Raw genomic sequence first — 14,753 nt, 5'->3', positions numbered from 1 at the left:
ATTTTAATAATGGAGAATTTATTAAAGAAATTAATTTAAATAAAGAAGAAAATAAAGAGGAAAGTGGTGCTTATTCAGCATTAAATAGTTATGTATCAATTAATTTTCAACTGGATATAAATAATAAATTTATTAGAATATTAACTTTTATGACTATTAATGAAATAAATAATAATGAAGTGCTTGCATCAAATGATAATTTAATAAAAGAATTAATTAAATATAAAGATTTATTTCATTTAAAAGGTATTAAATTAGAGGAGAGAATAATAAGAGATGATGTTAAAGATTTAATTAAGAAATTAGAGAAAAGGCCTAATGAATATGAATTAAAAAAAATAATAAATAAATGTAATGATGGAGATACATTATTTACCTTTATAAATATTGCTCCAATAATTTTAGGAAAACCTTTAAATATAGATTTAAATATAGAAGCAATAAGAGCTTTTAAAAGATTAGAATATTATGATATTAAAGTAGCATTATTTTGTGAAGAACTTTTAAAGGTATCTCCTATTATATTAGATGATATTATAAGTTTCTTAAAGCAAATGTATAAAAATAATATTTTCACAGAGGATTCAAAAAAAGTATTAGAGTATGTAAAATGTACTACAAAAATTGAAGAAGATTTCATAGATTTAGCACTTTTAAAAATGAAAGTTAAAGAAGGAATTTTTGATTTAGAATTTTTAAGAGAATTTGAAAGGTTATATGAGAAAATTAATGATAAAGAGGAGTTTGATGATATAATAAACAAACTTATAAATGTTAATTTAGAAATATTCAGAAGCTCCTTTGTAGAACCTATTTACGATTTTTATAAAAGAAATAATGATTTTAATGCATTAAATATATTAGTTAAGCTTATATTTGAAAATAATTTAATTAAGCATAAATATATGTTTACTTTAGAAGATGTTTTGATTTTATGGAATAATAAAAAAGATAAGAACATTGTAGATGAAAATATAATAAATTTATCACAAAAATTCTTAGATAATATGGAAGTTAAAAATAATTTAATACAACTATTTAAATGGATTTATTTATCTAATAATAAAGATAATATAAAAATTATAGATGAAAAATACATGTACTTATTAAAAGAGTTATCATCTTTTGATGTAATATTACGTAATAAATATATATATTTATTGGTGAATAATATGAATTCTAATTTAGATAATGAAGATATTAAATTATTACAACATATAACAAAGGATGATGATGTAGAAATAACAATTAAATTAAATAGCTTAAAAATATTACTTCAATATTTTATAAAAATTAAAAATTATGATTTGTTAGTAGAATATTTAAATAATTATATTGATATATATAGTTCAGAAGATGAAGGGCAAGTATTTAAAGAATTAGTTATTATGAATAAACAAAATTTTGAATTTATAGAAACTATATTAAATAAAATTAATTTTGCTAAAATAAAAGATATAGATGTTTTGCTTAATTCTTTAGTACCTAGTTTAATAGAATTTAAACATATAGATTTACTTTCAGAGATAATATCATATTACACAGATAAAGAAAATATAGCATCCCTTATACCTATATTAATAGAATATGTAGAAAGAGCTCATAGTATAGCTAGTTGGAAATATGATGCATATATATTATCTAATTTTGATAAATTAAATAATTTAGATAAGGAAAAAGTATATTGTAAACTAATAAAAAGAAAAGATCTTCCCTTAGAATTTAGAGTTGAGCATTACTATTTAGGTAAAAATGATGAAAATATGAGAATTATTGCTAGAGAGTTTGTAAATGAAAATATAAATAATAATATAGCTAAAGAAATAGCAGCTGAATATTACTATGATAAAGATAATGAATTTTTAAATGTTATAAGTATAGGTAAAAGTAATGAAAAAACTTTGCAATTAGTTTATTCAAAGGTTAGGGATAATTTTGTGAATAATAAACCTTATGTGGAATATTTATTAGAAGTTGAAAATAATAAAAATAATGAATTAAATATTTTATCAAGTTATATAGAAAAATATAATGAAGAACAATTTAGTGAAAATAAAAACATAGTGGAAGATTTTAAAGTTATTAATAGAATTAATGGTTATTCTTGTGATAAAGTTGATTTAGAAAATATATTTACAGGAGAAGTGTTAGAGTCTGTATTTGCATTTAAAAACTTTAAAGTTGAAAATATTATGAAGAGATACCTTGAGTTAAATAATATTGAATTTAAACATTTAGAAAATGGTTTTTATTTTATAAATTTTAGTTTTAAGAAATCTATAAATAATATAAAAGATTTTTTAAATAAAGTTATTAAACTTATAAACTTACAAGAAGAACTTATAAGAGAAGAAAATATAATAATATATTTTAGAGAAGAAGATTTTTATGAAAATGAATTAGTTTTAATTCCTAAAAATTTAGAGGAAATTAAAGAATTTAAAAAAGAATTTTCAATAAGAGATAAAAATTTATATAGAAATTTAAAAGAGATAAAAAATAAAAATGGTTATTTAAAAATAAATGAAAGTTCTATAGTAAGAATTATTAAAGAATTTATAAGTGAAAAATTAAAAAAGCTAGAGTTAGATGATTATATTTTAGAAAAGATAAAAGAAAATGTTATAAAGAATGATTCTATAAAAAATTATGAAGAACTTAAGAATGGTATTGCTACATTAATTGTAGATTTAAATAAAAAATTTGAAGAAATTAGTTTAAGAGAAAAAATAAAAGCATTTAATACTTTAGAAAAGACTGAACAAAAAGATATTATAGAAGAAATAATAGAAAATAAAAATACTATTCTTCATGCTAAACAAATAGTTATAAGTTGGGAGGATGAAGTAAATGATAAAACTGTATATTTAGAATATTTATTAGATTGTTTTAATCAATCAAGAGCTGGATTACATGAAGAAGACTTCCAAGCAATATATGATAAAGTTTTAGAAATATTAAAAGAAATAACTAATATATCTAAAGAAAATATAAATTCTATATATAGTATGTTTATAAGTGCTTCTGATATAACAGGTTTTAGTAAAGAAGATATAAGGAAAGATTTGGAGCAAATAAATACTTTAGATAAAAATGAAAAAGAATTTATTAAAAGTATAATGCTAAAAAATAATATTAAAAATTAGAATTTATTTTAAAATAATAAATCATATTTTAGAGAAGAATCAATATTATCATTTTAGAATAAGGTGAAATAAAATGAAAATAGTAAATAAAGAATTAAAATTTAAGATTATTACAGAAGTTTTTGATTATGGGCCTGAAGTAACAAAAATCATTATTGATACTCAGTTAAATATGGATAAAAATACTATAACAAAAGATACTTTTAAGGTTATTAGTAAAAATACTATTCATAATAAATCATTAGGGATTTTTGAAAGGAAAATTATAAATGTTTATGTTAGTGATTCTTCTTTAAATTCTTCAGTTAAAATTGGACAATATATAATATTAGAATTAGAACATGGAATGAATGTAAATGAGGCAAAAACTTTATTTTGGAATGAAGAAAAATTTTTAAATGAGGAAATTGATTTAAATTACGTAATATTTCAAAATAAAGATATAAAAGATTATAAAGGGAACATTTATAAAAAAGATGATGTAACATATAAAATGAATGGAGTAAAAAATTTACTTGTGGATGAGTTTAAGGAAGGAAAATCTGAAAGTGCATTAAACTATAGATATTTTATTTCTAAAAAACATAATGAAAAAAATCCTTTAATTATTTGGTTACATGGTGCTGGAGAAGGAGGAAATAGTAACGCTACACAAATTTCAGGAAATGGTGGGGTAGTAACTTTTATCACTGAGGAAGTACAAACTATATTTGGAGGTGCTTATATATTAGTGCCACAAACACCAACTTTTTGGATGCCATCTTTTATAGTCGGAAATTTAGAGCTTAAAGGGGAAAAGGATTATACTAAAGATGTTATTTCTTTAATAAAATCTTTTATTAAAGAAAATTCAGATGTGGATGAAAGAAGAATTTATATTGGTGGATGTTCTATGGGAGGATTTCAAACAATTAAAACTTTAAGTAGAGCTCCTAAAATTTTTGCAGCTGCTTTTCTCATTTGTCCAGCATATGAGCCTTCTAAAGAAGATTTAGAAAAAATAAAAAATATTCCTATTTGGTTAATTCATGCATCTACTGATTTAACAGCTCCAGTTTCTAATTCAAAAAATGCTTATAAAATTTTGAAAGAACTTGGTGCTAATGTAATATATACTGAATATGAAAATATAGAGCGAGATGGTAATAAATATAATTCACATGCAGCTTGTATTCCAGTACTTCATAATGATCCTGTAAATAATGAAGGAGAGCATATATTTAATTGGTTAAGTAAACAAATTAAATTTTTATAGATTAAAAAAACTTTATACGCTTGAATGTTTTTATTAATAAACTTACAATAAATGTAATGGGTTTGTTTAATAAAAGGAGGGCAGTAGGGAAGATGTATAAGGAAAAGGTTAAGATTAATTTTTTAAATAAAACTAAAGATGTTTTAGATTATTTTATTGATGAAATAAATAAAAAAGATAAGGAATTTAATTTATTAAAGAATGAAAATTTAAAGCTTAAAGAGAGAATAAAAACTTTAGAAAATAAACTTTTAGAACTAGGTGAGCTAGAATTAGAGCATAAAGAAGCTGTAATAGTTGAAGAAGTTAAAAGAGAAAATAAAATTCTAAAGAGTGATAATAGTTTTATTAATGATGAAGCATTAATGTGTAAACAATTAACCTTTGATGGATTTTCTTCAGTAAATAGTAAAGGGATTATTAGTAGTAGAAATAATTTTTATGTTAAGGTATGGAATGGGCGTATTAAAGGAGAAACTGCTTTAACTTCCTTAGGTTATAGTACTACTAAAGGAAAACAAATTAGGTGGGATATATTAAAAAACAGAGCTATTCCTGAATTAGGTTTAGAGAAAACAAAGCTTATAATTAAAAAGTTTATTAATTATAATGGAAAGTCTCCAAGGCAGAAAAGAGCTTTAGGAGAGTGGAAGTTTGATTTAGATAGGTTAAATAATCTTTAAGTGTAAAAAGTATTATTAGAGTTTAAAAGTTCTAATAGTACTTTTTCTTATTTTATAGAAAAAATTTCTGTAAATGTTTTCTGGAATATTTTTAAATATACGGAATATAATTTTAATGTTCAGTGATTTTTATATAACATATTTATTTAGGAGTAACGTATTTTTTAGAAAAATAGATAAATAGTTTATATTTAAAATTCACATAATTAAATATAATTTATTTCTTTTAGGGGGAGAATGGTTATGGTAAGTAAAAGAACTTTAGCAAAGGTGATAGCTGCAACTTTTATAGGTAGTTTGATTTTTAATAATATGGATAGTAAGGTTTTTGCTAATATGAATATGGAGAAGTTAAAAACTACTAATGTTAATGAAAGTAAAGAGTTTTGGAATGGTAATCCTGAAGTTTTTGGAGAGAATAGAGAAGAGGCGCATGCTACGTTAATGCCTTTTAATACTATTGAAGAAGCTTTAAATAATCCAAATTATGAGCATTATAGTAATTCAACAAATTATTTAAGTTTAAATGGAGATTGGAAGTTTAATATAGTTGATAATCCATTTTTAGATATTAAAGATTTTTATAAAACAAATTTTGATACTAGTTCATGGGATACTATTGCAGTGCCTTCAAGTTGGCAGGTTGAAGGTTATGATCAAATAAGATATACCAATACAGCATATCCTTGGGAAAATCAAGATAATCAGCCAGAAGTACCAGACGCTCCAACAGATTATAATCCTATAGGATATTATAAAACTACTTTTAATGTGCCAGAAAATTGGGATGAAAGAGAAATTTTTGTATCATTTCAAGGAGTTGAATCTGCTTACTATTTATATATTAATGGAGAGTATGTAGGTTATAGTGAAGACTCTTTCACAGGTCATGATTTTAATATAGGAAAATACTTGAAAGAGGGAGAAAATGAAATCGCTGTTAAGGTTCATAGATGGAGTGATGGTAGTTGGCTTGAAGATCAAGATTTTATAAGATTAAGTGGTATTTTTAGAGATGTGTTTTTATACTCCACACCAAAGGCTCATTTGAGAGATTATACAGTGGTGACAGACCTTGATGATAAGTTTATAGATTCAGATCTTAATGTTAAGGTTAATGTAACTGATTATGGATTAGAAACTGCTGGACAATATGGAGTTACAGCTATTTTATATAATGAAAATAAAGAAGTTGTTACTGAAATGAAAGATAATATAGTTGTAGGAGAAAGTGAAGAGGATGTTATAGTAAATTTAAGTACTAAGGTTAAAAATCCTAAGAAATGGTCAGCGGAAAGTCCTAATTTATATACTTTAGTTATTGTACTTGAAAATTCTAATGGAGAAATTATTGAAACTATAAGTAATAAAATAGGTTTTAGAGAAGTTTATATAGAAGGTAAACAGATGAAAATAAATGGACAACCAATAGTTTTTAAAGGAGTAAATAGGCATGAGATAAAGCCTGATACTGGAAGAGTGTTAGACAAGGAAACTATGGTTAAAGACATAGAGTTAATGAAGAAGTACAATATTAATTCAGTAAGATCATCTCATTATCCAAATGATGCAAGATGGTATGATTTATGCAATGAGTATGGATTATATGTTTTAGATGAAGCTAATTTAGAAACTCATGGTCTTACAGATAGGGAAGATTATGAAGAGATTTTAGGTAGCAATTCTAGATGGAAGGATGCTATTATTGATAGACAAAAATCTTTAATAGAAAGATGTAAAAATGAGTCTTCTGTAATTATGTGGTCTGTGGGAAATGAGTCTGATATGGGGACTAATTTTCAAGATGCTATAAATTTTGTTAAGGAAAAAGATCCTACAAGACCTGTTAAGTATGAACCATCTAGGGTTAAACCAGATGAGTATAATCCAGACATTTATAGTAGAATGTATAGAACTATAGAAGAAATGGTTGTTTATGCAGAAAATCCTAATAGTAATAAACCATATATTCAATGTGAGTATGCTCATGCTATGGGAAATAGTGTAGGAAACTTAAAAGAATATTGGGATGTTTTTGATAAGTACGATATTCTTCAAGGTGGATTTATATGGGATTGGGTGGATCAATCTATAGAATTAGTAGATTCAAGCACTGGAGAAAAGTATTTTAGTTATGGAGGTGACTGGGGAGATAATTTATCAAGTGGAAATTTCTGTGCTAATGGACTTGTATTTCCAGACAGAACTGTTCAACCAGAGCTTGAGGAAGTTAAACAGGTATATCAAGAGATAGAAATTAAAGATGTTGATGTGGTAAATGGAAAGGTAAATATAAAAAATGAATTTTTATTTACTAATATAAGTGAATATGAAGCTATTTGGGAATTAAGAGCAGATGATAAAATTATAGAGGAAGGTAATTTAAATTTAGATATTGCACCATTAAGTAATAAAGAGGTAATTATACCTTTTAATACACCAGAGCTTACTCAAGGAACAGAATATTGGTTAAATGTTTCCTTTAAGCTAAAAGAAGATACATCATGGGCGGAAAAGGGGCATGTTATAGCTAAACAACAATTTAAAGTTCCTTTTAATAATCCAAAGGAAAAGAGTTTAGATATAACATCTATGAATAATGTTACTTTAAAAGATGATAATAATTATGTAAAGGTGGATGGAGAGGGCTTTAAGGTATCTATAAATAAAGAAACAGGAGCATTAGAGTCTTATAACTTAAATGGTGTAGAATTAATAAAAGAGCCATTAATTCCAAATTATTGGAGGGCACCAAGTGATAATGATAGGGGATTTGGTTCATATAATGAGCTTGCTACTTGGAAAGAAGCAGGGAAAAATGCAAAGGTTAAAAATGTGGATTTAGTTAATATTGAGAATAAAGCTATTAAAGTTAAGGTAGAATTGGATGTGAAAACAGAACCAAAATCATCAAATTTAACTATTGATTATGTGGTATATGGGAATGGAGAAGTATCTATAAGTAATACTTTGACAGTACCAAAAGAATTACCTGAAATACCTGAGGTGGGCATGATGATGCAGTTACCTAGTGAATTTGATAATGTAACTTGGTATGGAAGAGGGCCTGAGGAAAATTATATAGATAGAAAAACTGGATATGATATTGGAGTATATAATAAGAAAGTAGAAGATTTCTTTGTACCTTATTTAGAGCCTTCAGAAACAGGAAATAGAACAGATGTAAGATGGGTTACTTTAACTAATAATGAAGGTGTAGGATTAATGGCGTCAGGCTTAGATGCTATGGAATTTAATGCACTACATTATACACCAGAGGAACTTTCGGCTAAAAAACGTCATCCACATGAGCTTAACAAAACAGAAGATGTAGTTTTAAGACTTAATCATAAACAGATGGGTGTTGGTGGTGATGATAGCTGGGGAGCTAAACCACATAGAGAGTATATGTTAGAGAGTGGTAAATCTTATAATTATACTTTTAAAATAAAAGGAATAACAGAAAAGGATTCTCCAATGAATATAAGTAAAGTAAATGTGGAGAATAATTTAATAAATGATATAAAAGTTAATGGAGAAAGTTTAAAAGGATTTAATGAAAATATTACAGAATATAATATAAATTATTTAGAAGGAGCTTTAGAAATTCCTACTATAGAAGTTATTCCTGCGAATGAGAATGTGGAAGTAGAGATTTCAGATATTAGTGGTACTCCTAAAAGTATAACGATTAAGGTAAGTCATAAAGATGAAACTTTAGGAAAGTTATTAAATAAAACTTATAAAATAAACTTTAATGCTACTAATATAGTTTATGCTTCAGATGTGGAGTTTGAAGAAGCCACTTCAGGAAAGTATGAAGTTTCAAGAGATAAATCTGTAATAGGTAATGATATAACTTTAGAAACAAAAGAGTTAGGAAGAAAGATATTTGATAAAGGAATATCAGGGGTTTCTAATTCTGAAGTAACTATTAATTTAGACGGAAAAGGATATAAAACTTTTGAATCTTATGTGGGAATAGATAGAGAATGTATAGGATATCGTTCTAATGCACAGTTTAGAATATTAGCAGATGATAAAGAGGTGTTTAATAGTGGGAAAATGAGTTGTACAAGTTATGCTAAAAAGGTTTCTATAGATTTAACAGGAGTTAAAAAACTAACTTTGTGTGTAGATAATTTAGATGGAAATAATGATTATGAGCATGGTACTTGGGGAGATGCTAAGTTTATAAAAGAAGAAGTAGCTGGAAAACCAAATAAAATAACTAATTTAAAAGCTAATAATATTTCTTCAGATAAATTAACTCTTTCTTGGGAAGCACCATTAAATGGAGTAAAACCAGTAGAGTATATAATCTATAAAGATGGTGTGAAAATAGATAGTATTACTGCAAATGATAAATTAGAGTATACAGTTAATAATTTAAAATCTAATACTCTTTATGGGTTCAAAGTTGTAGGAGTTGGTAAAAGTGGAGAAAAATCTAGACCGGTAGCTATAAATACTAGAACAATAAAAGTTAAATAAGTAGTTTGAAAAGGAACTTATTTGAGTAACATTTACTCAAATGAGCTCCTTTTTTTATTTATTTAATGATTAAATAAATTTTAGGATGAAAAATTGATATTTTAGGATAACTATAAAGTTTTAGAATAATTTCGTGATAAAATAAATAGACAAAGAAATTAGTATTATAAAATATTACATATACAAAGGAGCGTTTAAAAATGAAGAAGTCATAGTAAAAATTTTAATAGTAGTAATAATAGGAGTTTTTATATGAGATAGAGTAAAAGATAATATAGTTGATTTTGGTAATAGTTTTGTAGATTCATTTATAGAAGCAACAATTTCTCCAAAATAATGAAGTGAAGTATTTATATTTTAATATTTAAAAGAGTAAAAAAGGAGAAAACATATGAAAAGAAAAAAATTAGGAATTATAATATCCGTATTAATTATAGGAGTAGCTATTGCAGGAGTATTTTCATATAAACATATAAGGAAAGAAAAGGAATACAATGTTTTATTAGCTAAAGCTGATGCAAGTTTAAAAGAGAATAATTTCAAAGAAGCTAAATCTTTATATGAGGATAGTCTAAAATTAAAAAATAATTATAAAATTATAGATAAAATTTCCTTAATAAATAGTGCAGAAGAATCTTTAAATAAAGTAGATAGTATAGATGCTTTGATACAAGAAAATAAATTTGATGAAGCAACAGATATATTAAAGAGTTTAAATAATAGTTCAGAATATGTAATTAATAAAATTAAAAGTAAAAAAGAAGAAGTTTTAAAGTTAAAAGAAGAATTTTTAGAAAAGCAAAAGAAAATACAGGAAGAAAAAGAAGCAGAGCAAAAAAGAGTTGAAGAGGCAAAAAGAAAAGCTGAAGAGGAGCAAAGAGAAAAGGAAAAAAGAGAGCAGCAGATAAAAGTGGAACAAGCTAAAAATTTTAAAAATGGTAATGGAAAGCTAAATAGTTCTAGTAAAACCTCTAATGACTGTAATGAAAAATTAGATATTAGAAAAAATATAGTAAATAGAATTGATAATAATAGTTATATTTCACCAGAAGAAGCTTTAAATATAGCTGCAAAAGATTATTTTAAGAAGAATTCTAAAATTAATATGAAAGAGCCACTTTTTTCTATAGTTATGGTAGATGGAAGCTATTATATAGATGTTGAGTTAAATAATAAAATATTAGAATATGAAATGTCTCCTACAGATGGACAATTTGGTAGAGTAAAAGAAGTAAAGCAAAAGTCTTTTTATTAAAGCTGAGAATTTATAAAAAATGAATTTAGAAATATAATAGTAAATAGATATAAACTTAATTGAGGAGTAAAACTTAAATGAGATTTTTAAAAAATAAGAAAATACTTATACCCTTATTAGTGATAGCATATATAAGTATAGTTCTAGCAAATAATATATGTAATAAACTTGCAAAAGCCCATAGAGAGAGTTTAGGAAATGAAAGATATACCTATATGAAGGAATACAAGTATGATGTTAATAATTTTAAATTATATTATGTAAAAAAAGATGATTTAGATTCATCAATTAAATTTGAAGGAAAAATTAATGAAGAATTAAATAAATTAAACAAATATAAAAAAGCAATGAGTATATTTTCTAATTATTATTTTCGTAACGAAAGAGATATAAATGAATATTTTCTTAATATAGAAGCACAAGAGAGAATGTTAAATAAGGTTACTAATTTACAAGAGTTAGAGACACAAATAAATAATTGTATAGATTTAAATAGATCCTCAATGGAACTTGTAGCTAGTGATAGTTTTTTAAATAAAGCAATTTTAGAAGAAGATTGGAGACTTGCTGAAGAAATATTATTTAAAAATTTAATAGGAAAAAAATATTTAGAGTGTATTCGTTATGAAAAAAATGATTTAGGAGAATCAATTCCTGTAAAATATAAAAGTAGTAAAAATTATTATAATAATGTATATCAAAATGCAATAAAACTTAATGATGAATTAGAATTAGAGTTAAGTTTGGATTTAAGAATAAATAAAAATGATGATAGTAATTTATTGGAGAAGTGCAAAGCATATAAACAATATTATTTAGATACAAATTGTGGATTAAAAATAGAAGAAGATAATTGTATAGATCAAATAACTGGAATTGTTAAATTAGCAAATGAAAAAAAATCATTATTAGATGATGTGCATAAACATATGCTAGAGCAAATAGAAAAAACCCTTAAATAACTTTAATTGTAATTAACATATTCTTATAGTAAAATAATATTGTTTTATAATGTAAGAAATGAAGGAGAAAACAAATGAAGAAAGCAACATTAAAGTATTTAGCAATAGGATTTTTCTGTTAGTGCAGTAGCTGGTTTAAAGGATGGTTTTTTAAAGGGAACTTTATTTGATTTAGAGTATTATAAAATACAAACAAGTAAAGCAAAATAATTTATTTAGAGTTCATAATATAAAATAGGATGTCTAATTGGACATCCTATTTTAATAGAGTATTTAATATTAATCTATGCTTTTAAAAGAGTACAACCTGTATTAAATTCAAATTCTTCTTTAACTTTTTCAAAGTTTTCTTCACCATTAATTATGATTAAAGTAACACTTAAATTACTTCCGTTATAAGATGGATTTTTCTTTAACACTATTCCATTTTTAAAGCATAACATATTAGATAAATTCATTAATTCATTTTGATTTACCTTATCTGATATACCTATATTCCAACCGGTTTCACAGCAAATATGACTAAGCTTTTCAGAATATAATTCTCCAATTTTAGGAGATATAAAGGCTAATTCTAAATATTTACCTAAATGATTATTTTTTATACTTTTTTTATAAGGTTTATGTTTTTCATTTTCAAAAGCTTTATCTATAGTATTTAAAGCTATATTTTGTTCTACTTGTATATTACCTATACTTTTAAAGAATCTTTCTTCTTTAACACTGTTATTAAGAGGAGTAGCATTATTATTTGATGAAATAGAAATACTACCATCTAATATATCTAAGGTCCAACCAGTTTCTTTTTGGAATTGGTTTAATATTGTATCTTTATTTTCCACTTCATTGTTAATAGTGATTTGTAAATTATGTTTTTCAGGATAGAAGGAGATCTTTTTTATAATATGTCCTTCTAATAAATTTCTTGCTAAAATTTCAGCAGCATTATTATTTATTTTGTCATTTAAACTTATATTCCAATCAGTTTCATTTTTAAAGTTTTCCATTACTTCTTTAATAGAAGAGGAAACTCCATGAGGAAAATCAAAGTTTAGTATAACTTCCTTGCAATTAAGCATTATACTAGCTTTTTTATAGTTAAAATCTTTAAATTTCCCCTCTATTATTTCCATTAGTTCATTTTGTTTAAGTTCTTTTGGTGCTAGGTCCAAGGCTACTTCATCAAAGGTTCTTGCTTTAAATAAGAATAATCTTCTTAAGTCATTTTCAAAGTAAATACTTTCTAAAAGGCTTTCTTTTAAGCTTTCAATATCTTCTGCATTTATATTTTCTTTTCCGCTCCATAGATATAATAATTCTTCAATGGTGAATAATCTTTCATTATAGTTTTTATATAGGAATTCCCAAAAATCCTTTAGATTCTCATTAGTTAAGCTTACAGCTTTATTTAAAATATGAGAAAATTGTTTTTTAAATTGTTTTCTAGGGTTTTTAATATTTATACTTACTTTTTCACCACATTTTGGAGTAAATACCCTGCCTATAAATTCTTTTGATATTTCTATGCCTAAAGAGTTTATCACCTCTTCATTACCATGTACTAAGAAAATATTTTTAGGTGTTATTCTTTGAAGAAGTCCCTTTATTTCTCCTTTATCAGCATGGGCAGATAAACCGACCTTTTTTACTTTACATTTTACAGGAACACTAAGTCCATTAAGAATAAGTTTTTTCTCTTCCTCTTCACTAGCTTCCATAAGGTTTAGAATTTGTCTTCCTGGTGCTTCTTCATCTTGATAGCCTGTAATTACAATATATCCATTTTCCATAGGTGCTATTTTTTCAGCATAAAAAGCACTTGGCCCACCAGTTAACATTCCAGAACTAGATATTATAACAGCAGCTTCATTTCTTGATAATATTTCCTCTCTATTATCTGTTCTTTTAATTTCTACTATATTATCATCATAAAAAGGTTCAGTACCTTTTAATATTTTTTTACCTAATGAATTTCTTAAATATAGAGGGTTGTTCTTATAAACTCTGTTTATATCTCTTACCATACCATCTACATATATTTTTACTTTTTTTAATTTACCATTGTTTATTGCTCTTTTTAAGATTAGTATAACTTCTTGAGCTCTTCCTAAAGCAAAGGCAGGTATTATCATCTTACCTTTATTAGAAATACAGTCATTTACTACTTCCACTAACAAATCTTCTTCAATATCTCTATTAGAGTGAAGTTTATCACCATAGGTGGATTCCACTATGGCTATATCAGGTCTTAACTTTGGAATTTTAGCTCCTTCTACAGTTCTTTGAGAGAATACAGAGAAATCTCCAGAATAAAATACTGCACCTTCTGCACTTTGTAAGTAAATACAACTAGCTCCTGCTATATGACCTGCATTATAGAAGGTAATAGACATATTTTCAAAAATAGAAAAAGTAACTTCGTAATTAATAGGAAAAATTCTATCTAAGGTACTTTCTACATCTCCTTCAGCATAAAGAGGAATTTCAGATTCTCTATTATTCATTATTTTTAAACTATCATATAGAAGTACTTTAACTAAATCCTTAGTCATGTTATTCATATAAATTCTAGCATTAGGATATTCTTTACTAATAAGAGGTAAGCATCCTATATGATCTAAATGAGCATGACTTATAATAATAGCATCAATTCCACCATATTCTTGTATAATTCTAAAGTTTGGAATAGGATCTTTACTTGCTCCTTGACGTATTCCTGCATCAAGAAGAATATTTTTATTATCTATATTTACTAAAATAGAGCTTCCACCAACTTCTAAAGCTCCTCCTAAAAATTCTAAGTTCATATTTAACTCCTATTTATATAAGTATTTTAAATTTTTTCTTAAAGAATATTATAACAAGTTAAAATTAGAAATGTAAATAAAAAACAAGGTATAATAGAATATTTTGTTATATTACTCCATTAAATTTTATATATGTTGATAAATTTTATTA

At 24.7% G+C, this 14,753-nt stretch carries 7 protein-coding genes; 6 read left to right on the top strand and 1 reads right to left on the bottom strand.

Features of this window, described 5'->3' with window-relative positions:
* The 6 genes from GBZ86_RS17070 to GBZ86_RS06375 all read left to right on the top strand — a co-directional run.
* Positions 1 to 3,146: hypothetical protein (locus GBZ86_RS17070; RefSeq protein WP_170272174.1), on the top strand; the 3,146-nt coding region annotated here is incomplete at its 5' end.
* Positions 3,147 to 3,219: 73 nt separating this feature from the next.
* A complete protein-coding gene (locus tag GBZ86_RS06395; protein WP_152888859.1) occupies positions 3,220 to 4,401 on the top strand; it encodes a prolyl oligopeptidase family serine peptidase in 1,182 nt (393 codons plus the stop codon).
* A gap of 92 nt (positions 4,402 to 4,493) precedes the next feature.
* Entirely contained in the window at positions 4,494 to 5,084 is a 591-nt protein-coding gene (locus tag GBZ86_RS06390; RefSeq protein ID WP_152888857.1) for a hypothetical protein, read from the top strand.
* A gap of 243 nt (positions 5,085 to 5,327) precedes the next feature.
* Complete coding sequence (gene lacZ / locus GBZ86_RS06385; protein ID WP_152888855.1) at positions 5,328 to 9,578, top strand: beta-galactosidase, LacZ type; 4,251 nt, start codon at positions 5,328 to 5,330, stop codon at positions 9,576 to 9,578.
* A 391-nt stretch (positions 9,579 to 9,969) separates the two neighbouring features.
* Entirely contained in the window at positions 9,970 to 10,833 is an 864-nt protein-coding gene (locus tag GBZ86_RS06380; protein WP_152888853.1) for an outer membrane protein assembly factor BamD, read from the top strand.
* A 77-nt stretch (positions 10,834 to 10,910) separates the two neighbouring features.
* Positions 10,911 to 11,795 (top strand): hypothetical protein, encoded by an 885-nt coding sequence (locus tag GBZ86_RS06375; protein ID WP_152888851.1) that lies wholly within the window; start codon positions 10,911 to 10,913, stop codon positions 11,793 to 11,795.
* A 284-nt stretch (positions 11,796 to 12,079) separates the two neighbouring features.
* On the opposite strand, the gene GBZ86_RS06370 is transcribed toward GBZ86_RS06375, so the two are convergent.
* Positions 12,080 to 14,602: an MBL fold metallo-hydrolase gene (locus tag GBZ86_RS06370; RefSeq protein ID WP_152888849.1), complete on the bottom strand. Its 2,523-nt coding sequence runs from the start codon at positions 14,600 to 14,602 to the stop codon at positions 12,080 to 12,082.
* Positions 14,603 to 14,753 lie beyond the last annotated feature (151 nt).

It is taken from the genome of Clostridium tarantellae (genome assembly GCF_009295725.1).
In the GTDB taxonomy this organism is placed as follows: Bacteria; Bacillota; Clostridia; order Clostridiales; family Clostridiaceae; genus Sarcina; species Sarcina tarantellae.
The sequence above is the reverse complement of the archived record's forward strand: the minus strand, read 5'-3'. Positions and strand labels throughout refer to the sequence as shown.

Excerpts from the sequence above, each read along its gene's own strand:
- GBZ86_RS06395 (WP_152888859.1), top strand. The coding sequence starts at position 3,220 with ATGAAAATAGTAAATAAAGAATTAAAATTTAAGATTATTACAGAAGTT.
- GBZ86_RS06390 (WP_152888857.1), top strand. The coding sequence starts at position 4,494 with ATGTATAAGGAAAAGGTTAAGATTAATTTTTTAAATAAAACTAAAGAT.
- lacZ (WP_152888855.1), top strand. The coding sequence starts at position 5,328 with ATGGTAAGTAAAAGAACTTTAGCAAAGGTGATAGCTGCAACTTTTATA.
- GBZ86_RS06380 (WP_152888853.1), top strand. The coding sequence starts at position 9,970 with ATGAAAAGAAAAAAATTAGGAATTATAATATCCGTATTAATTATAGGA.
- GBZ86_RS06375 (WP_152888851.1), top strand. The coding sequence starts at position 10,911 with ATGAGATTTTTAAAAAATAAGAAAATACTTATACCCTTATTAGTGATA.
- GBZ86_RS06370 (WP_152888849.1), bottom strand. The coding sequence starts at position 14,602 with ATGAACTTAGAATTTTTAGGAGGAGCTTTAGAAGTTGGTGGAAGCTCT.